This window comes from Dactylosporangium sp. NPDC049525 (assembly GCF_040676755.1).
Classification (GTDB): domain Bacteria; phylum Actinomycetota; class Actinomycetes; order Mycobacteriales; family Micromonosporaceae; genus Dactylosporangium.
Genome location: NZ_JBFAPO010000009.1, coordinates 98,744 through 123,839 on the forward strand (window position 1 = coordinate 98,744; position 25,096 = coordinate 123,839).

Here is a 25,096-nt window from a genome sequence, read left to right on the forward strand (position 1 = left end):
CTTCATCCACAGTACATCATCTGGAGTGGCAACGCGAAACCTGGTCTACCTCGTGGCCGTCACGCTGGACGGCTTCATCGCGGGCCCCGACGGGCAGGTCGACTTCTTCGGGTTCGAAGGCGACTCGGCGGCGGCGATCGTCGCCGGCTGGCCGGAAACCCTGCCCACGCACCTGCGCGACCCACTCGGGCTGGAGGGCGTCGCCAACCGCCGGTTCGACACGGTCGTGATGGGTCGCGGCACCTATGAGCCGGCGCTCGCCGCGGGAATCACCAGCCCATATCGACATATGGAGCAGTTTGTCTTCTCTAGGACGCTCGCAGACCTCGACCCGACGGTCAGGTTCGTCGGCGGCGACTCCGACCCTGCCGCGTTCGTCCGTGACCTCAAGCAGCGCGGCGGCCTCGACATCTGGCTGTGCGGCGGCGGCAGGCTCGCCGCGCAGCTGGTCGGGGAGATCGACGAGCTGATCCTCAAGGTCAACCCGATGGCGATCGGTTCTGGTGTACCGCTGTTCGCCGGCCCCCTCCGCCCGACGCCGTTCCGGCTGACGGATACACGAACGTTCGACACCGGTGTCTCGATCATGACCTATCGACGACCGGTGACGGCATGATCCGCGCGGCGACACCCGCCGACGTCGACCGGGTGGCGGCGGTCGTCGTCGACGAGCCGATCGGCTGGATCGACGCCGAGCGCTTCCGTGCCGACCTCGCCCAGCGGATGTACCGGCCAGAGTGGACGTGGATAGCCGAGCAGCGCGGCCGGATCGTCGCCCGGGCCTTGTGGTGGGGCCTGGCCGACGGCACGTATCCGGTCGCGCTCGACTGCCTCACCGTCGACCCGTCCGTGCCGGACCGCGCGGCACTCGCGGCCGAGCTGCTCGCCGCGGGCCTGCCGGCGCTCGGCGCGCCGGTCGCCCCGCAGTTCAACGTGTCGGTGACCGGAGGCTGGCGCGACGATCCCGCGACGGTCGCCGCCGTCGGGTGGAGGCGTGCGGCTGCCCGCGCCGCCGGGCTGACCGACGAGGTGGAGCGCCTGCGGTTCGAGTGGACGCCCGCCCCGACCGGGCCGGCGGCGTCAACCCCGCCGGCGATGCCGGGGGAGTCGGTCGTGCCGCCCGGGGCGACGCTCGGCACGGACGGGCCCCTGGTGTTCAAGGAGGCGGGCGACGAGGAGTTCCTCGATGTGTTCCGCCGGGTTGCGGTCGGCAGCCTCGACGCGCAGACGCGGCGGAGCCTGTCCGCGGAGGGTCTCGACGCCACCGCCCGAGCCGAGATGGACTTCTACCTCGGGTGCCCGGGGGAGCGTTCGTGGTGGCGGATCGCGACGACGCCGGACGGTGCGGTCGTGGGGCTGGCAGTCCCGTCAGCGACGCCGTATCACCGCAATGTGGGCTATCTCGGCGTCGTGCCAGAGATGCGCGGGCGCGGATACGTCGATGCCATCCTCGCCGAGATCACCCGTATCCACGCCGCCGACGGGGCGCAGGTGATCACCGCGACCACGGACGCGGCCAACGTGCCGATGGCAGCGGCGTTCACCAGGGCCGGCTATCACGTCACCGAGATCCGGCTGGTCTACACCGCCCCACCACCAACCAATGCGACCGCGACAACGGCCGGCTAACCGACGATCGGCATGTGGGGTGACCGATCGCCGGAGGTTCTCCCGCTGCCGGAACGCCCAGCATGGCGACGACGTAACCCCGACTGTGCAGGGATGGGCGCATGGCCTTCCCGCGGGCCACTCGAACGGCGATCCTCATGAGCCCGCGGGATGCGGGAGTCCGACGGGTCGCAAGAGTGCGACGGGCAGAGAGGGCGTAGTGGGTCGCCAGGGGATGCCAGTCGCGACAGCGTTCGGCAAGGTGCAGACCGCGCCGATTCGGCGGACCGCGAAGGTACGACAGGCCCCGGCCCCGGCCCGTCTGGCCGTCGAGCGGCGGCTCGCGAAAATGGAACAACCCGAAAGATCGGCGGGGTTCGGGCACCGCGGATCATTCGGGTTGTTGGGAAAGTGCGGGGTGCTGGTGAAGGCCGCGACGGTCAGGGGCGGCGGAGCCAGGTCCGGGGGCGCCAGGTGCGGTGGAGTTGGGCGCGGAGGCACCAGGTGCGGCGGTGCAGACCGGGGCGCCGCGGGTGGCATGACGGCTGGATCATTAGTCGCCCAACGCGTCAGGCCACTTGATCGGGCACGCCACCGGCCCTACCACGCCGATGCCCGCCAGGCTCGCATTGCCCGCCGGGCCAGCGGTGCCCGTCAGACCAGCGGCGCCAGCAGCGCCCGCCAGGCCAGCAGCGCCCGCCAGGCTCGCATTGCCCGCTAGGCCCGCAGCGCCCGCCAAGCCGGCGGTGCACGCCAGGTCAGCGGCGGCGGTGGCGGGTGAAGGTGGTTGCGGGAACGAGGGTGCGGTGTGCCGGGCAGATCGGGGAGAGCTGCCGCGGGCGGGAGTCAGGTGGGTTGAGGTGGCGAACAGCGCCGTTGTGCGCAGTGCGTGAGGTGGGCTCATGGGTGTTCCCCGTCGGTAAGAGGTAGGCGTGTCGGCATGGGTGGTGGGTCAGCCTGAGGCGAGCACGTGGGCGAAGCGGGGTGACAGCCCCGACGCGTCGGAGTGGCTCTTCAGGAGGGGGACGAGGGTGCCGTACGTGGGCAGGCCCAGCGTCCTGGACAGCATCCGCAGCGTGCGGCGGGCCGGGTCGGTCACTGCGGTCTGGCAGCCGAGGAGCCGGACCGCGACCACGTCGCGGCGGTCCAGGACTCCGTCCGTGGCGAGGCCGGCGAAGAACACGGCCACGCGGCGGTCGAGCATGTCGATCGGGGTGTGGCCGATCCGTAGCAGGTGGTGGCCGCGGGTCGAGTGGCCGATCAGGTCCAGGTACACCGGGCCGGTCGGCCAGGCGGCCGTGGTCAGGACGGCGCGCAGGTCGGACAGGGAGGACGCGCGGTGCAGCGGCACGCACCGCGGGACCCGGCCGGCGAAGAACGTCTCCGCGCAGTCGGGGGAGGCGACGTTCAGCGAGGGGATCGTCAATCGCCCAGCGCATCCGGCCACTTGATGCCCGTCGGCGAACCTGACCATGCCGACGTCGTGAGTACAGAGGCGGGCGTGGTGACGCGGGCCGGGCCGGCCCACGGCGGGATCTTCGGGGTGAGGGCGCCGACCGGGACGGTCGTCCGCAGCGGACGGTGGATGTTCATACAGGGCTCCTGTCAGGAGGTGGAAGCGGGGAGGCGGCCGGCGATCAGGAACAGGGCGCCGCGGGTGACGTCCCCGCCGACCGTGGTGAGGCTGTCCGGGCCGGCGTCGCAGTGCTCCGGTGAGGCGAGGTCCAGCCACATCGTGACCGGCGACGTCGCCGGGTCGGTGGAGCGCCCCGGTGGGTACACGCCCACCCGGGCGAGGGTGCCCCGCTGCTCGAGGACCTCGGCGCAGTGCCCGGCGTACCGGTTGCCGGCGCGTGGGTCGTCGGTGTCCGGCCAGTAGACGACGGACTGGAATTCGTACGCCTCGCCGATGACACCGACTGAGCCGTTGACACCGGGTGAGCCGATGACGCCGGGTGAAGGGCGCAGCGCGGGTGGGAGGCCGGCGATGAACCCAGTGGCCAGGTAGACCGCGCCGGTGAGGTGCAGTTCGGGCCAGGCGGGGCCGAGGGTCGAGCCGCCGGTGTCGCCGTCCGGGCCGCTGAAGCAGTCGTCGACCTCGACGTCCGCCCAGCTGATCTCCTTCGCCGCGGCCGCCGACGGGGTGCGGGCCAGGTCGACGCTGACCAGCCTGGCCGGGTCGAAGCCGTGCTCGACGGGTTCGCCGGTCCAGAACGCGCAGCGGGTCACGCCGTCGATCCGGCCGAGGAACGCCGGCGTGCCGACGAAGACGGTCCGTGAGGAGGTCATGCCCGACAGGGTGCGGTGGCAGCCTGAAACGACGCTGACGCGCCACTGACGCTGACGCGCCACTGACGCTGACGCTGACGCGCCACTGACGCTGACGCGCCACTGACACCGCACCCCGCGAGGCTCAGCTCACACGGCGACAGCCAGGGCGAGGGCGAACCGCCCCGCCCGGTCCGTCCACCAGTGGCGCAGCGCGAAGCCGGCCGCCGACAGCTCCGCCGTCAGCCCGTCCTGGCGGAACTTGGCGGACACCTCGGTGCGTAGTTCCTCGCCGTCGGCGAAGTCGACGGTGAGGTCCAGGTCGCCGACGTGGACCCGCTGGGCGCCGAGCGCCCGCAGCCGCATCTCGATCCACTCGTTGGCCGGGTCCCACAGGGCGACGTGCTCGAACGCGGACACGTCGAAGTCGGCGGACAGGGTGCGGTTGAGCACGTGCAGGACGTTGCGGTTGAACTCGGCGGTGACGCCGGCGGCGTCGTCGTACGCGGGGACCAGCACCGCCGGTGACTTCACCAGGTCGGCGCCGAGCAGGAACCATTCGCCGCGGTTGAGGCGGTCGCGCAGCGCGGCGAGGAACGGAGCCCGCTCGGCGGGGGTGAAGTTGCCGATCGTGCCGCCGAGGAACGCGACGAGCCGGTCGCCGTTGTCGGGCAGGACCTCCAGGTGGTTGACGAAGTCGGCGACGATGCCGCGCACGTGCAGGTCGGGGTAGTCGAGGCGGAGGGTGGCGACGGCGTCGCGCAGGGCGGAGGCGGACACGTCGAGGGGGGCGAAGGAGCCGAGCGTGCCGGCGTCGCGCAGCGCGGTCAGCAGCAGCCGGGTCTTCTCCGAGGACCCGGAGCCGAGCTCGACGAGGGTCTTCGCGCCGGTGATGTGCGCGATCACCGGGGCCTGGTCGGTGAGGATCTCCCGTTCGGCGCGGGTCGGGTAATACTCGGGCAGGCGGGTGATCTCCTCGAACAGTTCGCTGCCGCGGGCGTCGTAGAAGTACTTCGGCGGCAGCGTCTTCGGGGTGGCGGTGAGGCCGGCCCGGGCGTCGGCCCGCAGCGCGGCGGTGAGGTCGGTGTCGAGCAGGTACACGTCGAGGTCGGGATCCGGCAGTGTCATGCGAAGGCACCTTCCGATATGTGTACCGCGGACGGGTCCGCGACGAGCAGCGAAAGTGAAGGGACGGCCCGCCAGCCCGGGTCGTCGTCGACGGGTTCGGACGCGACCAGGACGCTGCCCTCCGAAGCGAGCACGGACAGCGCATGGCCGTACACGACAGCGGCGATGGACTGGCCGTCGGTGAGCAGCAGGTTGAGCCGGGACCCGGGTGCCGCAGCGGCCACCGAGGTGACGACCGAGGACAGCGCGTCGCCGAGCGTGGCGCCGGCGCGCAGCCGCGCCCGCACGAGTGCCCACAGCAGCGCGCTGTCGGTCGGCGCGTCCAGGGTGATCAGGTCGCGGACCGGCAGGCCGGCGGCGACGTCCACGACGCTGTCGGGCCAGCCGGTGATCCGGCCGTTGTGGCTGAACAGCCAGGGCCCGTCGTGGAACGGCGCGGCCGCGGACTCGGTGACGGGCATGCCGACCGTGGCGGAGCGGACCGCGGCCAGGACCGCACCGGACGACGTCGCCGCCGCCAGCCCGGGCAGGGCCGGGTCGCTCCACAGTGGACGCGCCGAGCGGTACACCACGGGCAGGCGCTCCGAAAGCACCGGAGGGAACCAGCCCAGGCCGAAGCCGTCGGCGTTGATGGTGCCGCCGCCCCGCATGTCACGGGGCGCCCACGACTGGTGGGCCAGGCCGTGCGGCGGGTCGAACAGCAGCCGCGACAGCGGGACCGGCGGACCCAGGTACGCCAGGTGACGGCACACTAGGCGGACTCTTCGACGGTGGCGGAGCGGGCGGTGCGGAACCCGCTGAAGATCTGCCGGCGGATCGGGTGGTCCCAGTTGCGGAACGTACCCCGGCACGCGGCCCGGTCGGTGCCGAACGACCCGCCGCGCAGCATCTTGTAGTCGCCGCCGAAGAACACCTCGGAGTACTCCTGGTAGGGGAACGCACTGAACCCGGGGTAGGGCAGGAAGTCGCTGTCCACCCACTCCCAGACGTCGCCGATGAGCTGGTGGACGCCGAGCGGCGACGCGCCGTCCGGATAGGCGCCGACGGGCGCCGGCGACAGGTGCACCTGGCCGAGGTTGGCGCGCAGCGACGTCGGGTCGTCATCGCCCCAGGGGTACCGGCGGGAACGGCCCGTCGCGGGGTCATGCCTCGCCGCCTTCTCCCACTCCGCCTCGGTCGGCAGCCGCCGGCCCGCCCAGGTGGCGTAGGCCTTCGCCTCGTGGAAGCAGACATGCACGACCGGCGCGTCCGGCACGACCGGCGCGGTGCGCCCGAACGTCCTCGCGTGCCACCCGCCGCCGTCGCGGATCCAGTGCAGCGGCGCCTCCAGGGACGCCTCGGTGCGGTGCCGCCAGCCCTCGGCGGTCCACCAGCGGGGGTCGTCGTAGCCGCCGGCGTCGATGAACGCGGCGTACTGGGCGTTGGTGACCGGTGCGGCGTCGATGAAGTACGCGGGGACGTCGACGCGGTGCGCGGGGCGTTCGTTGTCCAGGGCCCACGGCTCGGTCGAGGTGCCCATGTCGAACGCGCCGGCCGGGACGAGGACCTCGCCGCCGACCGTCACCCGCGCCGGCGGTGGCGGGCCGGCGGACAGCACCGGCGGCCCGCCCCGCAGCTGGTGGGTGGCCAGCATCGTCTCGTCGTGCTGCTGCTCGTGCTGCACGATCATCCCGAACGCGAACCCGTCCTGGACGAGCCGGCGGGCCGAGTCGGCGGAGACCCCGGACGAGCCGGCGCCACCCGCGGTGAACGTGGGCGTGCCGGCCGGGTCGAGCCGGTCCAGGACGTCCAGGGCCTTGTCCCGGACCGTCGCCACGTATGCGCGGGCCTCCGCCGGGCCGAGCAGCGGCAGCTGCGGGCGGTCCCGGCGGGCGTGCTTGAACGCGTCGTAGAGGTGATCGATGTCCTGGCGGACCGGGTCACGGCCGCCGACGTCCCGGACCAGCCACAGCTCCTCCTGGTTGCCGATGTGCGCCAGGTCCCACACGAGGGGCGACATCAGCGGGGAGTGCTGCCGCACGAGGTCGGTGTCGTCGACGGCGTCGGTGAGGACGGCGGAGCGCAGGCGGGTCCGCTCGAGCTCAGCTGCGACGTGCTCCCTCAAACTCATGACGGGTGCTCCCTTCGATAACCTCCTGCAGGAGGGCGGCGGGCAGATCGAGGCGGCTCAGGGCCAGGTCGCGGACCGCGGTCGCGGCCCGGGCCAGGGACGGGTCGGCCATGCCGAGCCGGGCGGCGAGGGCCCACTGCCCGGCGACCGGCGCGCACAGCTCACGCACCAGGTCGATGGTCGGCTCGTCGGCGAGCAGCGCGGTGAGGATCGCCGCCGGGGCGAACCAGTCCGGGCCGAGCAACGTGTCGAGGTAGCGCACCTCGAGGTAGCCGCGCGGGCGTACCGGCGGGAACAGGGTGCTCACGTGGTAGTCGAGGTCCGCGTACGTCGGCTGATGCCCGAGGGCGCCGCCGATCCAGTCCGCGAACGTGACCCCCGCCGGCGCGGTCCACGGGCCGTCGCCGCGCCGCACGCACAGCAGCTGCGCGTCCAGCGCGTACCGGGCCCACTCGAGCGCCGGGTCGTCGCCGAGCGGCACCGGCCGGGTCCGGGACGGGTCCATCGCCAGCCAGGTGCGCATCCGTGCGGACGCCCAGCCGGTGTCGTGCCCGGCGTGCCGGCCGGAGTTGGCGAACAGGGCGATGAGCGGCGGCCCGAGGTCGTGCACCGCCGCCCAGCGCGACGGCGGCCCCGCGTCCAGGCACACCTGCAGGCCGGCGGTGCTGCACATCATGGTGCGCCCGGCGTCGTTGCGCCGGGCGAACGCAGTCGCCATCGCGTCATAGCGGGGAGTGGAGAGCATCCGCCGCGGTGGGCGGTGCGGGTCGATGCCGGTGCCGCCGAGCTCGAGCCCGACGCGGGCGAGCCGCTCGGTGAGCTCCGCCAGGTCCGCGCCGACGGCCTCATGGAGGTCCGTCAGGGACCGCTGCGGGACGGTGGACAACTCCACCTGGCCACCCGGCTCGAGGGTGACGGCCGACCCGTGCCGCAGCGGCAGGTTCGCCGAGCCGGCTCGCAGGGTGGGCGGTGCGTGATCGCCGAGCGCCTGACACATCCGATCTGCATCGATGTATGTCGTTGGATCAGCGCTGGCATGGACGGTGTACTCAAGCTCGACGCCGACCGTTTCCGGTGGTCCGGTTTTGAAGCAGATCGATGCAATATAGCCCTCGGCCTGCTCAATCGCGCAGATCACCGCATCGGGATCGGCGGCCGTGCGGTCGATGCGCAAGGTCGCCATGCGAGCCGACGCTACCTGAGGATCCGGCGGTCGGCGAATGTTCACAGTGAACAAACGATTACCGATCCATTACGAACACCCGTTCGAACTGGGCGAACTCTGCCTGGCCACGAGTCTTCGAAATACCCGGCCGGGTGAACGTCCACACCTGCTGTTTTTCAGCGCAGCAGCCGGTACAGGGTGAGCATCTCCCGCACGACGGGCTTGAAGACCCGGAAGCGGGACATCCCGACGAGCCGGTCGATGAGTGGGGCGGACCGCTCGACCAGCAGCCGGGTCTTCGCCTGACCGGGTGAGGTGTCGTGCACCCAGTACAGCGTGATGCCCATCTGCGCGAGCCACAGCAGCTCCGGCAGCTCGGCCCGCAGCTCCGGGTCGATCTTCGTGGTGGCGCCGTCCACGACCGCGCTGAACATGCGCACCGACCGCTCCCGCGCGGGTGCGGAGTCGGCGCTGAACGGGCTCAGTGGCGAGCCCGGCTCGGCGGCCGTCTTGAAGAACGACCCGGCGAAGTGGTGGTAGGGCGCCATCGTCTCCACCCCGGTGAGCATGGCGGCGCGGAGCCGGTCCACGAACGGCCCGGGTGTCGCCAGCAGCGGCCGGCTGGCCTCGGCGTGGGCGTCCTGCACGGTGGTGTAGAACGCCTGGACCAGGTGGTTCTTCGACGGGAAGTAGTAGTACGCGTTGCCGACCGACACCCCGGCCGCGGCGGCGATCGCCCGCATCGTGGTCTTGTCGTAGCCCTGCTCCCCGAAGAGCCTGACCGCGGTGTCCACGATCAGCCGCCTGGTCTGCTCGCCCTTCGCGGTCGACTCGCCGGTCGCGGCCTCAGGCGTCGCAGGTTCCACCACAGTCCGAACCATATCCCTGCTCGCGCATCCGGTCGTAGGCGTCCAGGCGGCCGCGACGCAGCGCCGCGGCGGCCTCGACCACCCGCCGCGCCGTCGGGCGCAGGTCCGGGCGGGACAGGCGCGCCGCCAGCCCCCGATAGCCGTCCAGCGCCCACAGGCAGATGATCCACGCGCTGTCACCGGTGTAGACGCCGCCGTCGTCGGCGACCACGGTGATGTCCGCGAGGGTCTCGGCCGCGTCGAGCGCCGGATACCGGCGGCGCGCCTCGTCCGACCCCGCCGCCACGAACTCCAGCGGCACGAGCTGTGCCCGCGACGCGAGCCACGCCCGTGCCGTCCGGCACAGTCCGCAGCCCGCGTCGTAGAGCACGGTGAGCCGGGTGATCACAGCGGCGGCTGGGGTTCGTCGTCGTCCGCCGGTCGTGGCGCGGCGGCCGGCGGGGCGGGGGCGGCCGGCTTCGGATATCCGCGCGGCGGCATCGGCGGCATCGGATACGGCGGGTAGCCGGCGGGGATCATCCGGGCGGGCGGCACCGGCGGCGGCAGCTGGTCGAGCAGCCGCCGGCGCCGGAACCGGCTCAGCACGAACAGGTTGAAGAAGTGCACCCCGCCGAGGACGAGCAGCACCAGGCCGAGCTTCCACGCCAGGGCCTCCATCGCGCCGCTGCCGTCCAGCAGTGGCTGGCTGATCTTCAGCGCGACCGCGACGTAGCCGAGGTTGAGCAGGTAGAAGCCGACGACGAGCAGGTGGTTGACGGACTTGGCCAGGCGCTCGTCGGCGAACGCGTCGTCGAGGAACACCTGGCCGTTCTTGAGCAGCGTCCGCGCCACCCAGATGGTGAGCACGATGCTCACCGCCAGGTAGATCAGGTACGTGCCGAGCTTGAGGTCCATGACCGGCCCTTCTTGAACGTGTTCAACTACGGTCCACGCTAGACCTGTTCTTGAACGCGTTCAATTGTGTGCCCGGTCTCAGACATAGACGATCCAGGCGCCGTCGGCGGTCCCGACGGCCACCGGATGCTCGAGGTCGTTCGGGAGGTACAGCTGCACCGATCCGTCGGTCAGCTGTTTCAGCCTGGGCGCGCCCCCCATCGGCACCGGGAGCAGCGTGATCCCGGTGGGGGACCAGATGTACAGCCCGCGCCGCGGGGACGCGACCAGCAGCCGGCCGCGGCCGACGGCCACCACTGACCCGTCAATGTCCGTGTCGCGTGGCTGTGTCGGTGCGGCGCCACCCCGCCCCGGCGGCAGCAGCAGCTCCAGCGGCGTATCGGCGCCCGTCAACGGGCGGTACCACACGTCGTCGCGCGCCGGCGACGGGTACAGCCGCGCCAACGTCGATGCGTGTCGTACGTCCTGCCAGGTCGCGCCGTCCGCGGAGAACACCAGCAGGGTCTCGTCCGCGCGCTGTGCCATGTCCAGCTTCGCCCACAGCGCCCCGTCCGGTAGTCGCACGACGTCCCGGACGACCATGCCGGTGCGCACCGGCACGGTCCCGACGTCTCCGACGCCGTCGATCACCAGCCGGTCACCGGCGACGCTGAACCGGTCCGTGTCCGGTGACCGGAGCGCAAGATCCGCGTAAGCCTCCTCGTAGGTCGGCTCGTCCTGGCGGATCCAGGTGTCGCCGGCGTCGGCGGATGTCCAAGACGCCTTCTGCATCCCCGCCAGGAGCAGGGAGACGTGCCGCGCGTCGAGCGCCTCCAGATACCAGACGGAGACGGGGTCGTCGTCGCGCACCTCCGGCACCGTGACCCGCTGCCACGTGCGGCCGCCGTCGGTGGTGCGGCCCAGCCACGGCACGCAGGGACTCCCGCCGCCGCAGTTGCGGAAGAACACCCAGCCGTGCCGCCGGTCGGCGAAGCGCACCTGGTGCGGGCCCGTGACGCCGGCGAGCACCACCGGCCGCTCGGTCACCCGGAACCCCTCCGGCTCGTCCGGCCCGGCGGGGCGCAGGGCCACGCCGCCGCCGGCGGCGAGCACCGCGACCACGATCCCGGCCAGCCACACCCGCAGCCGCCCGCGCCGGGACCGCCGTGGCAGCGCGTCCACCGGCAGCGGCCGGAACGTGCCGGCGGCGTGCTCGGCGAACCGGGCGAACTCCTCCTCGACCCGCGATTCACGCATGCCACACCTCCCGGTCCAGTTCGGCGGCGAGCGCCGCCCGGCCACGGCTCAGCCAGGAGCGCACGGTGCCCTCGGCGACGCCCTCCTGTTCGGCGATCTCGACCGCGGTCAGCTGCCCGAGATGGCGCAGGACCAGCGCGCGCCGGTGCGCCGCCGGCAGCTTCGCCAGGGCGTCCAGCAGCACGACACGGTCCGGGGTCGGGCCCTGCACCGGGTCCGGGGTCCGCTGCCGTTGCAGGAACCGCGTCGCGCTGCGCAACCGGCGCAGCCGGCTGGTGGCGAGGTTCCACGCCACGTGCCGCACCCACGCGGCCGGGTCGGCGTACCGCGACACCGCCGGCCATCGTTCCAGGGCGCGGCAGAACGCCTCCTGCGTCAGGTCCTGCGCCTCGGCGTGGTCGCCGAGGTACGCGTAGAGCTGCACCGCGACCCTGGCGAACCGGGTCCGGTACAGCTCCGCGAAGTCATCCGGTGGGGCTGGCATGCCGGTATCACGCGCAGCCCCGCCGGAGTGTTGCACCGCCGCTACAGCCCTGCGATGAGCAGCGCCGAGATCAGCAGCGACGCCTGATGCAGGGCCTGGTCGGCGACATACATGCCGCAGACCGGGCTGGTCGTGTCGGCGAACTGCGGCGAGCCGGTCGCCCGCAGCACCGCCCGCACCGGCCACCGGCGGTCCAGCAGCCCGTGCGTCACCGCGGAGAACGCCACCCCGGCGAGCACGCCGGCCAGCGACAGCGGCAGCCGCAGCACCGCGCAGGTCAGCAGCAGCGCCGCGGTGATCGTCACGTGGTAGGAGAGCAGGTGCGCGGCGAGGGCGCGCCAGCCGGCCGCGCCAGGCCCGGCCTTCTCGGTGGCCTGCCGGTCCGTCTGCGCCACGTGATCACCGAGGGAATGCCCGACGAGCAGGACCGCGAGGACGACGACGAAAACGACAGACCGGGTCAGCGTGTCATAGGACATGATGGAGGGGCTCCTCACGGGGAGCAGCGGGACGGTTCGGTCTTGGAGGATGGGACCGTCCCGCCGCATCGACATTGATGGCAGGCGTCATCATGCGCACGGTTCCGCGCCGAGTTCTACGTCGAACGTTGCAGAACACATGTGTCGTGAGTCGCGTGCTCTACTGATGCGCTCTGGCTCCCCGATGGGTATGAACGGTGGCATGGTGGACGCGCGTGTGGGCAGCACTCTGGAGTTCCAGGTCCGGGAAGCGGCTGAGGTGCAGCTGATGGTCGCCGTCTGCCCGCGCCCGGGCGTGACGGTCGACGAGACGTTCGACGTGCGGCTCGACGGCGTCCCGGTCGAGGTCCGGCCGGCCGCGGGCGGGCACTACCTGACGGCGGCGCCCGGCCTGCTGCACATCGACTACACCGCCGCGGTCACGGTGCGGCGCGGCGCGCCGGAGCGGCTCGACCTGGGCCAGCGCATCGCCACGACCCGCCCCAGCCGGTACTGCCCGTCCGACCGGCTCGCCGGGTTCGCGGCGCGGGAGTTCCAGCGGTTCGCGCCGTCGCACGCCGACACCGTCGCGGGGATCGTCGACTACGTGCACCGGCACACCCGATACGAGGCGGGCACCTCGACCGGCACCACCGACGCGACCGAGACGCTGCTGTCCGGCGCCGGCGTGTGCCGTGACTTCGCCCACCTGGTCGCGGCCCTCGCCAGGTCCCTCAACATCCCGGCGCGCACCGCCGCGGTCTACGCGCCGGGCCTGTCACCGATGGACTTCCACGCCGTCGTCGAGGTCGCCGTCGACGATGAGTGGCGGGTCGTCGACGCGACCGGGCTCGCGCCGCGGCAGAGCCTGATCCGCATCGCGACCGGCGCCGACGCCGCGGAGACCGCGTTCGCCAGCGTCCTGACCGGCGACGCGGAGCTCACGTTCATGGAGGTGCGGGCCGTGACCACCGGCGATCTCCCGATCGACGACGGCCACGGCGTCGTGCATCTTCCGTAGCCGGGGCCGTCGGCATCGCCGACGACCCCGGCGTGGTGCGTCTGCCGTAGCCGGGTCAGAAGCCGAGCTTGCCGGCTCCGGCCTTCGCGGTGACCAGGGCCGGGACCGCCGTGGCCGGGTCGGGGGTGGCGGCGCGCAGGGCCGGCACCCACGTCGTGGCCGGCAGGTCCGGCTCGTGCGTGGCGTTGTACTCGGCGACGAAGTTCACCGCCGACACCGGGCCGGTGCCGACCCGGGTCGCCGAGCCGACCTCGGTGATGGCGCCCGGCGCGGTGCCGCGCCAGTCATACACCACGGCGTCCAGCGTGACGTCGGCGCTGCGCAGCAGGAAGTTGTTCTCGGCGTAAACGGACGCGTAGACGCCGACGCCCCACGAGTAGCTGTAGCTGTCCTCGTCGGTGGCGTAGAAGTAGTTGTCGTACACGTCGACCTGGCCGAAGCGGACCCGCGGCACGCGCTGGCCGACGTTGGCGAACCGGTTGTGGTGGATCGTGACCCGCAGCTTGCCGACGTCGGCGCCGACGGTGTTCGACGAGCCGATGAGCATCGTCTTGTCGTGGTCGAAGAAGTTGTTCCAGGAGATCGTGACGAGGTCCGCGGCCCGGATGACGTCGAGGGCGCCGTCGTGCACCTGGTAGGGCCGGCCGAAGTACAGCGGCTGCGTGTCGTCGGTGTTGTTGCCGTCGCTGAAGTTGTTGTGATCGGCCCAGACGTGCGTGGCGCCGGTGACGGTCACGGTGTCGTAGAGGGAGTTCCAGTTGCCCAGCGCGCCGTCGGTCGGGTCCCAGGCGGGGAAGCAGTCGTGGGCATCCTCGAAGCGCAGGTTGCGCAGGATGACGTTGTCGACCTTGTCGATGAGCAGGTTGGCGCCGCTGATCTTCGAACCGCCGAGGCCGACGATCGTGGTGTTGCCACCGACCTTGATGTTGACCCGCAGGCCCTGGTTCTTCGCCGAGCGGACCCGGGCGTCCTCGAGCGGCCCCGTGGGCTTCGTGGCGCGGCCCCAGACCGCCGGGTCGTACGCGGCGAGGAACGCCTCGAGGCTGTACTCGGGATCGGCGTAGTCGGCGCAGGTCTTCCCCGCGTTCGCGTCGATGCCGCCGGACACGAAGACGATCTTCGGGGTGTCGCCGGTGACCGCGGCGGCCAGCTCGTCGCGGGTACGGACGGTGAAGACGTGCTCGGCGTCGGCGGCGGAACCGCCGCTGGTGCCGGTGGTGTCCGACGCCCAGCCGTCACCGGCGGGCAGGGTCTGGCGGGCTAAGGCGAGGGCGGCCGGGGGTGTGCCGGCCGCGGAGGCGCTGACGGCGGCGCCCGCGAGCAGGGTCGCGCCGGCGAGAGCGGCGACCACGACGGTTGTTCTGCGCATTGACGGCTCCAAAGAAAGGCAGGAAAGCGCATTCCTGAGCGTCAACGTGCCACTCGGCGCACACGGGAGTCAATGCTTCGCGTTTGCAGGAATGTTGCAGTCAGGACGGTTGGATGACCCAGTCCGGGTGCTCCTCGGCGAAAGCGTCCAGGCGATCCGCGCGGGCCGACTCGAACAGCGCGAACGTCGTCGGGTCCAACTGCTCGAAGGCCGTGCCGTTGCGCACGGCGGCGTTGAACTTCCCGCCGTTGGTGCGCAGCATCGTCACCGCGTCCGGGCGCAGCCCCCGCAGCAGCAGCAACCAGTCGGTGACGGACCGGCCGTTGCCGTCGAACGTGAGCGACTCGCCGACCGCGGTCAGCGCCCGGTTCAGCGCCAGGGGATTGCTCAGCACCCCCGCCGAGGTGAACCGTTCGCCGAGCGCGGTGATCAGCTGCTGCTGGTGGCGCTGCCGGCCGTAGTCGCCGTCGGGCAGCAGCTCCCGCTGCCGCACGTAGTCCAGGGCCTCCCAGCCCGCGAAGTGCCGGCAGCCGACCGGGTACACCTGCGGCCGGACACCCGCGATGCGCTCCGGGCGGAACGTCGGCGGGATCAGCCGGAACGGCGGGGTCTGCCGGCCCTTCGCGTCCCACCCGATGTGCACGGACACGGTCTCCACGTCCACGCACAGGTCGACCCCGCCGACCGCGTCCACGACCCGCTTCAGCCCGGTGAAGTCGATGATCGCACCGGCGTCGAAGACCAGCCCGGTCAGCCGCCGCACGGTCGTGGCCAGCAGCGCGAACCCGCCGGCCCGCCCGCCGTCCTTCGAGCCGGCCGAGAACGCGGCGTTGAGCTTGTCGGTGCCGTACCCGGGGATCTCCACCTTCGTGTCCCGCGGCAGGGACACCAGCCACGCCCGGTCCCCACCCGCCGACACGTGCACGACGATGATCGAGTCGGCCCGGGCGCCGGCCTGGTCCTCGCCGGGCCGCGCGTCGATCCCGACCAGCAGGATGTTGCGCCCCGGCTGGGACTCCGCGGCCGGGTCCTCCGCCTGCCGCGCGACGGGGCCGCGCGACATCCGCGGCGCGGACTCGATGGTGATCTCCCGTGGCGGGCTGTCCCGGGCCGCCTCGCCGAGCAGGTCCATCTGGTCGACGGTGCCCTCGTAGTGCCGCCAGGCGACGGTGCCGCCGCCGGCGAGCACCGCCGCGGTGACGACGGTGACCAGCAGCCCGCGCCACACCACGCCACCTCCCTGTCACCGGTCTCCACCGTCCTGATCGGCGGCGCGGGGGCGCAGCTTAGGAGTCGCGGTAGCCGTACCGGTGGCGCAGCGGGACCGTCACAGCACCGGTCAGCCGCCGGTGGCGGGGTGCCATCCCCGTCGTCCACTCGTCGTCCAGGCGCAGCCGGACCGCGCCGGAGCGGAACCGGACCGGGTTGCCGGACACCTGATGGGTGCCGCGGACGAACAGCTCACCCCGGTCGCCGACCCGCACCGCCGCGGCCGGCACGCCGCTGAGCTCCGTCACCGCGCGCAGCGTCGCGTCCGGCTCGGCGATCAGGTCCTCGTAGCGGAACCGCAGGTAGGGCAGCCCCGCCCGGCGCGTGATCCGCTCGGTGGCGAGGTTCCACGCCGACCAGTACAGCGCCGTGCAGGCCGGATGCATGCGGGGCATCTGCTCGCCGTTCGGGGCGTCCGGGTCCTCCTTGTGCCGCTGCCACGAGTACGCGACGGCCCGCGGATCCCGCACGATGTGCGCGACCCGCACGTCCAGCCCGGGCGCCTGCAGCAGCGCCGTCAGGTAGGACGGGAACTTCGAGGAGTCCACGACGACGTCTGCGCCGCTGACCTTCGCCACCGCCCGGTACAGCACCGCCAGCGCGTCGTAATACCAGCGCAGCTCGGCCGCGGCCGGCCGGGACGAGCCCACCAGCAGCCCCGGCAGGTGCCTGGTGCGGAACCGGCGGGACGCCTCGTCGAGCTCGCGCAGCTCGTCGTCGTCCGGGATGCGCCCGAACGCCTCACGCAGCACCTCGACCCAGAACTCGCACGAGCGCAGCGGCGTGCCGCAGCTGCACCGCCGGTTCTGCAGCAGCCCGCGCTCCCACAGGAACTTGATCTCGCCGACCCCGACGAGGCCCGGCACCTGGTCGAGCATGCCCTCGGCGAGGGTGCTGCCGCTGCGCCCCCACCCTGCGAGGTACAGCACGCGGGTGGTCGGCGGCGAGTCGGTGTGCACCTTCGCTCAACGCCCCGCCGGCATGGCGGGTTACGACCGGGTTGGTCCGTTTTGCCAGTGTGTTTGATCGACAACGGCCGTGGGGTATCCCGGCGGGCATGCGACGCGCCGTGGTCATCGTCGCCGTGGCCCTGCTCGCAGCCCTCGGCTACGGCGCCTACGCCTCCACCCAGCCGCCGGACCGGCACGAGTTCCGCACCACCGCGGTCGAGGCCGCCCAGTCCGCGCACGACGCCCTGCAGACCGCGTACCTCGCCGGGGTCGCGCTGCGCGACGGCCGCGCCACCGCCCTCTACGTCACCGTGCTGCTCGACGGCGGCGTCCGGCGGACCGCCACCACGGTGCAGAAGCTGGCCCTGCTCAGCCCGCCCGACGCCGACATGCGCGAACTGCGCGACGAGCTCGACCCGATGCTCACCGAGGCCGTGCAGCGCCTCGGCGACGCCGCGGCCGACCCCACCGACATCGACGCGCTGCCGGCGCTCACCGAACGGCTGGCGAACTTCCTGGACCGGTACGCGTGAAGAAGTTCTTCGCCATCACCCTGGGCATCCTCACCGCCATCGGCGGGTTCGTCGACATCGGCGACATGGTCGCCAACTCCCAGGCCGGCTCCCGCTTCGGCATGTCCCTCGCCTGGGTCGTGCTCGTCGGGGTGCTCGGCATCTGCGTCTACGCCGAGATGGCCGGCCGGGTCGCCGCCGTCAGCGGCCGGCCCGTGTTCGACCTCGTCCGGGAGCGGCTCGGCCCCCGCGTCGGCCTGCTCAACCTCGGCGGGTCCTACCTCGTCACGGTCCTGACCCTCGGCGCCGAGATCGGCGGGGTCGCGCTCGCCGCGGAACTCGCCACCAGCGTGCACTACCTGCTGATCGTGCCGGTCGCGGCGTTCGTGTGCTGGGTCGTGCTGTGGCGGGTCAAGTTCGAGACCATGGAACGGGTCTTCGGCCTGCTCGGGCTCACCCTGGTCGTCTTCGTCGTCGCGCTGCTGAAACTGCCGACCGACTGGGCGCAGCTGTGGGACCAGGCCCGCACCCCGGCCCCCGGCGGCGAGGAGAACTGGGGCACCTACGCCTTCGCCGGCGTCGCGCTGTTCGCCGCCGCGATGACCCCGTACGAGGTGTTCTTCTTCTCCTCCGGCGGCGTCGAGGAACGCTGGACGGCCAAGGACCTGACCGTGTCCCGGGCCAACGTGTTCATCGGTTTCCCCCTCGGCGGCCTGCTGTCCCTCGCGCTCATGGCGACCGCCGCCGTCGTCTTCCACCCCCTCGGCGTCGAGCTGGAAGACCTCGGACAGACGGCGCTGCCCGTCGCCATGGCCCTCGGCAAGCTCGGCCTGGCCGTGGCGATCCTCGGCTTCTTCGCCGCGACCTTCGGCGCCGCCCTGGAGACCGGCCTGTCCGCCGGGTACACCGTCGCGCAATACTTCGGCTGGTCCTGGGGCAAACGCCTCAAGCCCCGCGACGCCGCCCGCTTCCACGTCGTGGTCCTGGTCAGCGTCCTGCTCGGCACGGCGGCCCTGGCCACCACGATCGACCCGGTCCTGCTCACCGAGACCACCCTGGTGCTCAGCGCGATCGTCCTGCCGCTGACCTACCTGCCGATCCTGGTCGTCGCCAACGACCGCCAGTACATGGGCGAACACGTCAACGGCAGGCTCGGCAACACCCTGGGCGTGCTCTACCTGCTGATCATCCTCGGCGTCGCCGCCGCCGCGATCCCGTTGACGATCATGACCGGAATGGGAGGCTGAGAATGATCCTCGTCGGATTCGAGCTCCTCGACCGCCAGATCGTCGACCTTGCGGACGAGCCGATCGGGAAGGTCGACGACGTCGAGTTGACGGTGGTGGATGGTGTACCGCACGTCGCCGCGCTGTTGTCGGGACCGCAGGCGCTCGGGCGCCGGCTGGGCGGGCGGCTCGGCGGCTGGATCAGCGGCGTGGCCGGCCGGTTCCACCCCGCCGAGAACCCCGACCCGCTGCGCATCCCGTGGGACCTCGTCGCCTCCCACGACAGCGCGGTCAAGCTCACCGTCCGCCGCGAGCTGCTCGCCACGCCGTTGCTGGAGGAGTGGCTCCGTGACCACGTGGTGGGACGCATCCCGGGGTCCTCCGATGCGGGCGAGTGATCTCATCGGCCGCCGGGTGCACCTCCCGGACGGCTTCACCGGCAAGGTCGCCGACCTCGAGGTCGAAGGTACCGAGGTCGTCGCGCTGATCGTCGTGCGCGGCGCGTGGGGGCGGCTGCTCGGGTACGAGCGCGACACGGTCCGCGACCCCTGGATCCTGGAAACCGCCGCCCGTGCCGTGCTGAGGCGCGACAGTAGGCGGGTAGCCTGGTCCGACGCGCGCTTCGAACCGTGATCACGGGGTAGTGATCGCCGGTCGGCGCGAGATCGTCTTTGACTGGAGAGGTTCAGATGTCCGACCTTGCTCAGATCGGCGTGACCGGTCTCGCGGTGATGGGACGTAACCTGGCCCGTAACCTGGCCCGCAACGGTTACGCGGTCGCCGTGCACAACCGCTCCTACGAGCGGACCCGCCGCCTCGTGGACGAGTTCGGGCACGAGGGCACCTTCGTGCCGAGCGAGTCGATGGCCGACTTCGTCGCGTCCCTGGCCCGCCCCCGGGCCGTCATCATCATGGTGAAGGCCGGCGGCCCCACCGACGCCGTCATCGACGAGCTGGTCCCGCTGCTGGAGCCCGGCGACATGATCGTCGACGCGGGCAACGCCCACTTCGCCGACACCCGCCGCCGCGAGCAGTCGCTGCGCTCCCATGACCTGCACTTCGTCGGCACCGGTGTCTCCGGCGGCGAGGAGGGCGCCCTGCTCGGCCCGTCGATCATGCCCGGCGGCTCCCCGGAGTCCTACCAGACCCTCGGCCCCATGTTCGAGAAGATCGCCGCCGTGGTCGACGGCACCCCCTGCTGCGTGCACATCGGCCCCGACGGCGCCGGCCACTTCGTGAAGATGGTCCACAACGGCATCGAGTACGCCGACATGCAGCTCATCGCCGAGGCGTACGACCTGCTCCGCGCCGGCATCGGCGCCACCCCGGCGGAGATCGCCGACATCTTCCGCACCTGGAACACCGGCGACCTCGAGTCCTTCCTCATCGAGATCACCGCCGACGTCCTCGGCCACGTCGATGCCGACACCGGCAAGGCGTTCGTCGACATCGTCCTGGACCAGGCCGAACAGAAGGGCACCGGCCGCTGGACCGTGCAGAGCGCCCTCGACCTGGGCGTGCCGATCACCGGCATCGCCGAGGCGACCTTCGCCCGCTCCCTGTCCGGCCACGCCGACCAGCGCGCCGCGGCCCGTGCCGCGTTCCCGACCACGTCCGGCGGCCTGACGGTCTCCGACCGTGACCAGTTCATCGAGGACGTGCGGCTCGCCCTGTACGCCTCGAAGATCGTCGCGTACGCCCAGGGCTTCGACCACATCGAGGCCGGCAGCGAGGAGTACGGCTGGAACATCGACCGCGGCGCCGTCTCCACCATCTGGCGCGGCGGCTGCATCATCCGCGCCCGGTTCCTCAACCGCATCCGTGAGGCCTACGACGAGAACCCGTCGCTGAAGAGCCTGATGGTCGCGCCGTACTTCGCGGACGCCGTCAACTCGGGTGTCCCGTCCTGGCGTCGCGTGGTCGTGGCGGCGGCCCAGGCGGGCATCCCGACGCCGGCGTTCTCGTCGTCCCTGGCGTACTTCGACGGGCTGCGCGCCGAGCGCCTGCCGGCGGCGCTGATCCAGGGGCTGCGGGACAATTTCGGGGCGCACACGTACCGGCGTACCGACCGCGAGGGGTCGTTCCACACGCAGTGGGCCGGGGACAAGAAGGAATACGGCGCCTGATCCTTTTCTCCGTTTCGACGGCCGCCACGCCTTCTCCTTCGGCGTGGCGGTCTTTTTCTGTCCACCCCCCAAGATCCTTTGGTCGTCTTGCGGTTGAGGTTCGCGTGGGGGTACGCCGCCTGGAGTGGTTCCTGGTGCAGGTCCGCGTAGGTCGGTGGTTCCGCACAGCCTTCGGCCGCGCGTATGGGTAGCGCGGTCACCGTCCGTGCCGTAGTTGCGGTGATGCCAAGCCAGGTCCGCACGCACATGGTCCAGCGCCGTCGAGCGCATCATTCGGTGCTACAACACCGTCGTTGGTCAAAAACGAAAACCATCGATCATTGGTCGAACAACCCGAAGGATCTGCGGGGCTCTGACCCCTCGGATCGTTCGGGTTGTTCGGTTTTTGAAACTGGCGACGGTGTGGCACCACCGAATGATGACCTCGACGGCGCTGGACCATGTGAGCGCGGACCTGGCTTGGGATCACCTCGACACGGCACGGACCGCAACCACGCCACCCATACGCGCGGCCGGAGGCTGTGCGGAGCCACCGACCTACGCGGACTGCACCAGGAATCAGTCCAGGCGGCGTACCCCCACGCGAACCGCAACGCAAGACAACAAGCGAATCGGCGATCACGAGAAGCGGGACACCGGCACGGCGACGGCCTCGCGGGCCGCCAGCACGGCACCGGCGAGGGCGGCCACTCCGGTCAGCGCGAACGCCGCACCGAACGAGCCTCCGCCGCCGAGGACCAGGGTCAGCAGCGCGACCGTGACCGCGCCGGACAGGTACTGCGACGTCGTCAGCACCGCACCCGCGGAGGACTGGTGGGCGGCGGGGACGTCGCGGCCGCCGAGCAGGAACATCGCGGTGTAGATCATGCCGTGCGCGAAGCCGCTGACGAGCAGGCCCGGCAGCAGGCCGCCGGCGTAGGAGGCGCCGCCGGCCACCGCCAGCCAGCCCAGTCCGAGGGCCGCGAGGGTGAAGCCGGCCGACAGGACCGCGGGGGTGCCGAAGCGGCGCACCGCCCGGCCGGTGACGGCGCTGCCCAGGGTCACCAGCGCGGCGAGCGGCAGGAACGCCAGGCCGGCCCGCAGCGGCGGGTAGCCGCGCTCGGTCTGCAGCAGCAGGGTCACCACGTAGAACTCGGAGCCGACGCTGGCCATGTACAGGGCCGTCGCCGCCACGCCGACCCGCAGGCTCCGGATCTGGCGCAGGGACGGCTCCACGAGCGGGGTGCGGCCCCGGCGCTCGTGCGCGACGAACCCGGCGGCCAGCAGCACGGCGGCGACCAGCGTCGCGACGGTGACCGGGGCGGTCCAGCCGGTGGTGCCGGCGAGGGTGAGGCCGAGCACCGCGCCGAGGGCCGCGCCGGTGCCGAGCAGCGCGCCTGGCAGCGGGACGCGGTCGCCGCCGGCCGCCGTGGACCGGAGCCAGCTGAGGCCGCCGGCGGCGCACAGCAGCGTCACGGGCACGTTGACGAAGAACGTCCAGCGCCACGAGACGTCGGTGAGGACGCCGCCGAGGACGACGCCCGCGGCGAGGCCGGACGCGCCGACGGCACCCCAGACGGACAGGGCGCGGGAGCGGGCCGGAAACATGGTGCCGAGCAGCCCCAGGATCGCGGGCTGCAGCAGCGCGGCGGCGAGGCCCTGGGCGAACCGGGCGGCGAGCAGCACCCCGCCGGACGACGCGAGGCCGCCGCCGACGCTGGCCACGCCGAACGCGACGGTCGCGGCGACGAACAGCCGGCCCGCGCCGACCCGGTCGGCGAGGCGGCCGCCGACGAGCAGGAAACCGGCGAAGGGCACCGCGTACGCGCTCACCACCCACTGTGCGGCCGGCAGGTTTAGGTGCAGGTCCCTGGCCATGCCGGGCAGGGCCACGTAGACGATCGAGTAGTCCAGGGCCAGCAGGAACTGGGCGAGGGACAGCAGGAGCAGTGGCATGCCCGGATCCTCGGAGGTTCACACTGGTGTGAACGTCAAGGGGGAGTGAGCATGCGCATAGGTGAGTTGTCCCGCCGAACGGGTACCCCGACCCGCCTGCTGCGTTACTACGAGGAGCAGGGATTGCTCACGCCGGTGCGGCTGGCGAACGGGTACCGCGACTATGCCGACCGGCTCGTCGACCGGGTGGAGCAGATCCGCGGGCTGCTGGACGCGGGGCTGCCGACCAGGGTGATCCGGGAGGTGCTGCCGTGCACCGACAACCCGTGCACGATCACCGTCTCCGACGCCAGCGACGAACTCGTCGGGCTGCTGGAGGCGGAGCGCGACAAGATGGACGCGCGGATCGCCTGCCTGGCCCGCAACCGCGACGCCATCGCCGCGTACCTGCGCCAGGTGGAAGCCGCCCGGCAACCACAGCGGGGCTGACAACCATTCGCCCGGCCCGCGTTGTTGAGCGGGCGTGGAGGTGACCGGTGGAGGACTTCGAGGCGTACGTCAGCGTCGCGTGGCCGCGGCTGCTGCGGTCCGCGTGGCTGCTCACGCACGACTGGCACCGTGCCGAGGACCTGGTCCAGACGGTGCTGGCCCGTGCATACGGCCGCTGGCCGCGGATCAGGGACGGCGCGCCCGACGCGTACCTGCGCGCGATGCTGGCGAGCACGTACCTGAGCTGGTGGCGGCGGCGCTGGCGGGGGGAACTGCCGACGGAGCACCTGCCGGAACAGCCGGCGGGCGGGGGTGAGCTCGAGGGGGTCGAGCTGCGCCACCTGCTCGCCGGCGCCCTCGCCCGGCTGCCGCGGCAGCAGCGGGCGGTGCTGATGCTGCGTTTCCACGGCGACTTCACCGAGGCCGACACCGCGCGGGCCCTCGGGCTGAAGGTCGGCACCGTCAAGTCGCACACGTCGCGGGCCCTTGCGGCGCTGCGTGACGATCCGCAGCTGCGGGCACTGCTGAGCGAAGGAGTCGGCCGATGAGCGACGAGGAACAGGTCATCGACCTCATCGAGCGCGCGGTCGCCACGGTACCGCCGCCGCTGCTGCCGGCGCCGCACGCCGCGATCCGCCGCCGGATCGGCCGGCGTCGCGCCGCCGGCTGGGGGGCCGCCACGCTCGCCGTTCTGGCGGTCCTCGCCGGGTTCGCCGTCGCGCGACCGGATCCGGCGGTCGTGCGCCCGGAGCCGGCCGCGTCCGCGGTCCCGTCCGTGGTCCCGCCGGCGGCGCCGGGCGTGCCGTGGCTGGCCGCGCGGATCGACCGGACCGGCACGAGGATCACCGTGTACGCGGCGCCGCTGCTCGGCAAGTGCATCGAGCGGGACCCCGTCCGCGACGACCTGGTGGTCTCCGACGACCGGGTCACGATGTTCCTCGACGGCACGTACACCGGCTGCGCCGACGACACGCAGGTGGCCGCGCGGACGTTCGAGCTGCCGCAGGCGGTCGGCACCCGGCTCCTGCAGGACGCCCGGAGCCCGGCCGGCCAGCCGTTCGTCTTCGTCGACGCGGACCTGCCGGACCTCGCGGCCGGGGGCTGGAGCGAGCAGCCGCCGGTGTGGCTCGGCTCCGGCGCCGCCGTCCTGGCGCTCGGCTTCACCCGGGCCGGCGGCCCGGACCTGCGGATCGTGCCGGTCCGCTGGCAGTCGGAGTCCGACGGCCGGCTGTCACCGTCCGATCACACCCTGGTCGTGGATGGTCACCGGGTCGACATGTACGACCGGGGCGGCAGCCTCGCGGCCGCCTGGTGGTCTGCCGACGAAGGCGTGCGCTTCACGCTGGAGGTGTCCGGCGGACCGATCGAAAAATCCGAGTTCGACGAGATCGTCCGTGGTATGACCTGGGCGTGACCACACCCATCATTGAGCCAGTCACCGAGCCGGTCATCGAGGTGGCGACCCCCGCGCACCGTGCCGCGGCGGTCGCCACCGTCGTTGCCGCGTTCGCCGCCGACCCCGCGTTCCGGTTCTTCTGCCCCGACGACGAGACCTACCTCAGCGACGCGGAGGTGATCGCCGCCGGGCTGTTCGACGCCCGGGTCGGGCGCGGCACTGTCTGGGTCGCCGACGGGGGAGCGGCCGTCGCCATGTGGGACGGGCCGGACGCGCCGCCGTCGAGCCACCCGCCGACCGGGCGGTTCGCGGTGTACGAGCACGCCGTCGCCGCCGTGATGCCGACGTATCCGCGCTGGTACCTGGGGGTGCTCGCGTGCCACCCGGAGCACCGCGGCCGGCGGCTCGCCCGCGCCGCGATGGCCCCTGGGCTGCGGCGGGCCGAGGAGGACGGGCTGCCGGCGTTGCTGGAGACCTCGAATCCCGGCAACGTCGAGGTGTACCGCAGCGTCGGCTTCGACGTCCTGGAACGGCTCACCGTCGATGCCGACCTGCCGGTCTGGATCATGCGTCGCCCGTAACACTGCGGTACCCGCGCGCTGACCTGGGGAGAGCGCTCCCGCAACCCGTCGCATCAGGCTTT

29 protein-coding genes are annotated in these 25,096 nt (G+C 72.3%); 12 read left to right on the forward strand and 17 right to left on the reverse strand.

The features are described from left to right. Positions 1-25: 25 nt before the first annotated feature. Together AB0K00_RS16195 and AB0K00_RS16200 are read left to right on the forward strand one after the other, a co-directional pair. Positions 26-616: a dihydrofolate reductase family protein gene (locus AB0K00_RS16195; RefSeq protein WP_363521221.1), complete on the forward strand. Its 591-nt coding sequence runs from the start codon at positions 26-28 to the stop codon at positions 614-616. After that, entirely contained in the window at positions 613-1,629 is a 1,017-nt protein-coding gene (locus AB0K00_RS16200) for a GNAT family N-acetyltransferase (protein WP_363521223.1), read from the forward strand. Before AB0K00_RS16195 ends, AB0K00_RS16200 begins: the two co-directional genes overlap by 4 nt. 931 nt (positions 1,630-2,560) lie before the next feature. Here the strand turns inward: AB0K00_RS16200 and AB0K00_RS16205 are convergent. From AB0K00_RS16205 to AB0K00_RS16265, 13 genes are all read right to left on the reverse strand, one after another. Next, positions 2,561-3,034 carry a hypothetical protein gene (locus AB0K00_RS16205; protein WP_363521225.1) on the reverse strand — a complete coding sequence of 158 codons (474 nt, stop codon included), beginning with the start codon at positions 3,032-3,034 and terminating at the stop codon, positions 2,561-2,563. Then, positions 3,031-3,201, reverse strand: coding sequence for a hypothetical protein (locus AB0K00_RS16210; RefSeq protein WP_363521228.1), 171 nt, complete (start codon positions 3,199-3,201; stop codon positions 3,031-3,033). Before AB0K00_RS16210 ends, AB0K00_RS16205 begins: the two co-directional genes overlap by 4 nt. Positions 3,202-3,213: 12 nt before the next feature. Next, positions 3,214-3,897, reverse strand: a complete 684-nt coding sequence (locus AB0K00_RS16215; RefSeq protein ID WP_363521231.1) for a hypothetical protein — start codon at positions 3,895-3,897, stop codon at positions 3,214-3,216. A 129-nt stretch (positions 3,898-4,026) separates the two neighbouring features. After that, positions 4,027-5,004 carry an L-histidine N(alpha)-methyltransferase gene (gene egtD / locus AB0K00_RS16220; protein WP_363521234.1) on the reverse strand — a complete coding sequence of 326 codons (978 nt, stop codon included), beginning with the start codon at positions 5,002-5,004 and terminating at the stop codon, positions 4,027-4,029. Beyond that, on the reverse strand, positions 5,001-5,756 hold the full coding sequence (gene egtC, locus AB0K00_RS16225; protein WP_363521237.1) for an ergothioneine biosynthesis protein EgtC: 756 nt from the start codon (positions 5,754-5,756) through the stop codon (positions 5,001-5,003). The genes egtD and egtC overlap by 4 nt, the downstream gene beginning before the upstream one ends. Continuing rightward, positions 5,756-7,114 (reverse strand): ergothioneine biosynthesis protein EgtB, encoded by a 1,359-nt coding sequence (gene egtB / locus AB0K00_RS16230; RefSeq protein ID WP_363521240.1) that lies wholly within the window; start codon positions 7,112-7,114, stop codon positions 5,756-5,758. Before egtB ends, egtC begins: the two co-directional genes overlap by 1 nt. After that, positions 7,086-8,111 carry a glutamate-cysteine ligase family protein gene (locus AB0K00_RS16235; RefSeq protein WP_363521243.1) on the reverse strand — a complete coding sequence of 342 codons (1,026 nt, stop codon included), beginning with the start codon at positions 8,109-8,111 and terminating at the stop codon, positions 7,086-7,088. Before AB0K00_RS16235 ends, egtB begins: the two co-directional genes overlap by 29 nt. Positions 8,112-8,455: 344 nt before the next feature. Further along, entirely contained in the window at positions 8,456-9,148 is a 693-nt protein-coding gene (locus tag AB0K00_RS16240) for a TetR family transcriptional regulator (RefSeq protein ID WP_363521246.1), read from the reverse strand. Further along, positions 9,126-9,536: a DUF393 domain-containing protein gene (locus AB0K00_RS16245; protein ID WP_363521249.1), complete on the reverse strand. Its 411-nt coding sequence runs from the start codon at positions 9,534-9,536 to the stop codon at positions 9,126-9,128. The genes AB0K00_RS16240 and AB0K00_RS16245 overlap by 23 nt, the downstream gene beginning before the upstream one ends. Continuing rightward, complete coding sequence (locus tag AB0K00_RS16250; RefSeq protein WP_363521252.1) at positions 9,533-10,042, reverse strand: hypothetical protein; 510 nt, start codon at positions 10,040-10,042, stop codon at positions 9,533-9,535. Before AB0K00_RS16250 ends, AB0K00_RS16245 begins: the two co-directional genes overlap by 4 nt. A gap of 78 nt (positions 10,043-10,120) precedes the next feature. Next, positions 10,121-11,278, reverse strand: coding sequence for a hypothetical protein (locus AB0K00_RS16255; protein ID WP_363521254.1), 1,158 nt, complete (start codon positions 11,276-11,278; stop codon positions 10,121-10,123). After that, positions 11,271-11,762, reverse strand: coding sequence for a sigma-70 family RNA polymerase sigma factor (locus tag AB0K00_RS16260; protein ID WP_363521256.1), 492 nt, complete (start codon positions 11,760-11,762; stop codon positions 11,271-11,273). Before AB0K00_RS16260 ends, AB0K00_RS16255 begins: the two co-directional genes overlap by 8 nt. 41 nt (positions 11,763-11,803) lie before the next feature. Then, positions 11,804-12,241 carry a DUF3307 domain-containing protein gene (locus tag AB0K00_RS16265; RefSeq protein ID WP_363521258.1) on the reverse strand — a complete coding sequence of 146 codons (438 nt, stop codon included), beginning with the start codon at positions 12,239-12,241 and terminating at the stop codon, positions 11,804-11,806. 202 nt (positions 12,242-12,443) lie between these two features. On the opposite strand from AB0K00_RS16265, the gene AB0K00_RS16270 reads away from it, so the two are divergent. Beyond that, positions 12,444-13,241: a transglutaminase-like domain-containing protein gene (locus tag AB0K00_RS16270; RefSeq protein ID WP_363521259.1), complete on the forward strand. Its 798-nt coding sequence runs from the start codon at positions 12,444-12,446 to the stop codon at positions 13,239-13,241. Between the two features lie 55 nt (positions 13,242-13,296). On the opposite strand, the gene AB0K00_RS16275 is transcribed toward AB0K00_RS16270, so the two are convergent. From AB0K00_RS16275 to AB0K00_RS16285, 3 genes are all read right to left on the reverse strand, one after another. Beyond that, positions 13,297-14,610: a pectate lyase gene (locus tag AB0K00_RS16275; protein WP_363521261.1), complete on the reverse strand. Its 1,314-nt coding sequence runs from the start codon at positions 14,608-14,610 to the stop codon at positions 13,297-13,299. Positions 14,611-14,710: 100 nt separating this feature from the next. After that, the gene (locus AB0K00_RS16280; protein WP_363521263.1) at positions 14,711-15,841 is read right to left on the reverse strand and encodes an LCP family protein; all 1,131 of its coding nucleotides are present in this window, start codon (positions 15,839-15,841) and stop codon (positions 14,711-14,713) included. 55 nt (positions 15,842-15,896) lie between these two features. Beyond that, positions 15,897-16,838 carry a sulfotransferase gene (locus AB0K00_RS16285; RefSeq protein WP_363521266.1) on the reverse strand — a complete coding sequence of 314 codons (942 nt, stop codon included), beginning with the start codon at positions 16,836-16,838 and terminating at the stop codon, positions 15,897-15,899. Between the two features lie 98 nt (positions 16,839-16,936). Between AB0K00_RS16285 and AB0K00_RS16290 the strand changes: the two genes are divergently transcribed. The 5 genes from AB0K00_RS16290 to gndA are packed head-to-tail and all read left to right on the forward strand — an operon-like array spanning position 16,937 to position 20,693. Beyond that, positions 16,937-17,362 (forward strand): hypothetical protein, encoded by a 426-nt coding sequence (locus tag AB0K00_RS16290; protein WP_363521269.1) that lies wholly within the window; start codon positions 16,937-16,939, stop codon positions 17,360-17,362. After that, positions 17,359-18,588 (forward strand): divalent metal cation transporter, encoded by a 1,230-nt coding sequence (locus tag AB0K00_RS16295; RefSeq protein WP_363521271.1) that lies wholly within the window; start codon positions 17,359-17,361, stop codon positions 18,586-18,588. The genes AB0K00_RS16290 and AB0K00_RS16295 overlap by 4 nt, the downstream gene beginning before the upstream one ends. Before the next feature lie 2 nt (positions 18,589-18,590). Then, positions 18,591-18,965 (forward strand): hypothetical protein, encoded by a 375-nt coding sequence (locus AB0K00_RS16300; protein ID WP_363521274.1) that lies wholly within the window; start codon positions 18,591-18,593, stop codon positions 18,963-18,965. Further along, positions 18,952-19,200, forward strand: a complete 249-nt coding sequence (locus AB0K00_RS16305; protein ID WP_363521277.1) for a hypothetical protein — start codon at positions 18,952-18,954, stop codon at positions 19,198-19,200. The genes AB0K00_RS16300 and AB0K00_RS16305 overlap by 14 nt, the downstream gene beginning before the upstream one ends. Positions 19,201-19,256: 56 nt before the next feature. Further along, positions 19,257-20,693, forward strand: a complete 1,437-nt coding sequence (gndA, locus tag AB0K00_RS16310) for an NADP-dependent phosphogluconate dehydrogenase (protein WP_363521280.1) — start codon at positions 19,257-19,259, stop codon at positions 20,691-20,693. Positions 20,694-21,311: 618 nt separating this feature from the next. Here the strand turns inward: gndA and AB0K00_RS16315 are convergent. Then, positions 21,312-22,628, reverse strand: coding sequence for an MFS transporter (locus AB0K00_RS16315; RefSeq protein WP_363521282.1), 1,317 nt, complete (start codon positions 22,626-22,628; stop codon positions 21,312-21,314). 51 nt (positions 22,629-22,679) lie between these two features. Here AB0K00_RS16315 and AB0K00_RS16320 point away from each other — a divergent pair, with 51 nt between their 5' ends. From AB0K00_RS16320 to AB0K00_RS16335, 4 genes are read left to right on the forward strand one after another with little or no spacing between them, the layout of a single operon-like run. Next, positions 22,680-23,057 carry a MerR family transcriptional regulator gene (locus tag AB0K00_RS16320; protein ID WP_363521284.1) on the forward strand — a complete coding sequence of 126 codons (378 nt, stop codon included), beginning with the start codon at positions 22,680-22,682 and terminating at the stop codon, positions 23,055-23,057. A gap of 47 nt (positions 23,058-23,104) precedes the next feature. Next, complete coding sequence (locus AB0K00_RS16325) at positions 23,105-23,605, forward strand: SigE family RNA polymerase sigma factor (protein WP_363521286.1); 501 nt, start codon at positions 23,105-23,107, stop codon at positions 23,603-23,605. Next, positions 23,602-24,471, forward strand: a complete 870-nt coding sequence (locus tag AB0K00_RS16330) for a hypothetical protein (RefSeq protein ID WP_363521288.1) — start codon at positions 23,602-23,604, stop codon at positions 24,469-24,471. The genes AB0K00_RS16325 and AB0K00_RS16330 overlap by 4 nt, the downstream gene beginning before the upstream one ends. Then, positions 24,468-25,034 (forward strand): GNAT family N-acetyltransferase, encoded by a 567-nt coding sequence (locus tag AB0K00_RS16335; RefSeq protein WP_363521291.1) that lies wholly within the window; start codon positions 24,468-24,470, stop codon positions 25,032-25,034. The genes AB0K00_RS16330 and AB0K00_RS16335 overlap by 4 nt, the downstream gene beginning before the upstream one ends. Positions 25,035-25,096 lie beyond the last annotated feature (62 nt).

Bases quoted from the DNA above. Each gene is read 5' to 3' on its own strand.
- AB0K00_RS16200 (WP_363521223.1), top strand. From the start codon at position 613: ATGATCCGCGCGGCGACACCCGCCGACGTCGACCGGGTGGCGGCGGTC.
- AB0K00_RS16210 (WP_363521228.1), bottom strand. From the start codon at position 3,201: ATGAACATCCACCGTCCGCTGCGGACGACCGTCCCGGTCGGCGCCCTC.
- AB0K00_RS16215 (WP_363521231.1), bottom strand. From the start codon at position 3,897: ATGACCTCCTCACGGACCGTCTTCGTCGGCACGCCGGCGTTCCTCGGC.
- egtD (WP_363521234.1), bottom strand. From the start codon at position 5,004: ATGACACTGCCGGATCCCGACCTCGACGTGTACCTGCTCGACACCGAC.
- egtB (WP_363521240.1), bottom strand. From the start codon at position 7,114: ATGAGTTTGAGGGAGCACGTCGCAGCTGAGCTCGAGCGGACCCGCCTG.
- AB0K00_RS16235 (WP_363521243.1), bottom strand. From the start codon at position 8,111: ATGTGTCAGGCGCTCGGCGATCACGCACCGCCCACCCTGCGAGCCGGC.
- AB0K00_RS16250 (WP_363521252.1), bottom strand. From the start codon at position 10,042: ATGGACCTCAAGCTCGGCACGTACCTGATCTACCTGGCGGTGAGCATC.
- AB0K00_RS16255 (WP_363521254.1), bottom strand. From the start codon at position 11,278: ATGCGTGAATCGCGGGTCGAGGAGGAGTTCGCCCGGTTCGCCGAGCAC.
- AB0K00_RS16260 (WP_363521256.1), bottom strand. From the start codon at position 11,762: ATGCCAGCCCCACCGGATGACTTCGCGGAGCTGTACCGGACCCGGTTC.
- AB0K00_RS16265 (WP_363521258.1), bottom strand. From the start codon at position 12,241: ATGTCCTATGACACGCTGACCCGGTCTGTCGTTTTCGTCGTCGTCCTC.
- AB0K00_RS16270 (WP_363521259.1), top strand. From the start codon at position 12,444: ATGGTGGACGCGCGTGTGGGCAGCACTCTGGAGTTCCAGGTCCGGGAA.
- AB0K00_RS16275 (WP_363521261.1), bottom strand. From the start codon at position 14,610: ATGCGCAGAACAACCGTCGTGGTCGCCGCTCTCGCCGGCGCGACCCTG.
- AB0K00_RS16290 (WP_363521269.1), top strand. From the start codon at position 16,937: ATGCGACGCGCCGTGGTCATCGTCGCCGTGGCCCTGCTCGCAGCCCTC.
- AB0K00_RS16300 (WP_363521274.1), top strand. From the start codon at position 18,591: ATGATCCTCGTCGGATTCGAGCTCCTCGACCGCCAGATCGTCGACCTT.
- AB0K00_RS16305 (WP_363521277.1), top strand. From the start codon at position 18,952: ATGCGGGCGAGTGATCTCATCGGCCGCCGGGTGCACCTCCCGGACGGC.
- gndA (WP_363521280.1), top strand. From the start codon at position 19,257: ATGTCCGACCTTGCTCAGATCGGCGTGACCGGTCTCGCGGTGATGGGA.
- AB0K00_RS16315 (WP_363521282.1), bottom strand. From the start codon at position 22,628: ATGCCACTGCTCCTGCTGTCCCTCGCCCAGTTCCTGCTGGCCCTGGAC.
- AB0K00_RS16320 (WP_363521284.1), top strand. From the start codon at position 22,680: ATGCGCATAGGTGAGTTGTCCCGCCGAACGGGTACCCCGACCCGCCTG.
- AB0K00_RS16330 (WP_363521288.1), top strand. From the start codon at position 23,602: ATGAGCGACGAGGAACAGGTCATCGACCTCATCGAGCGCGCGGTCGCC.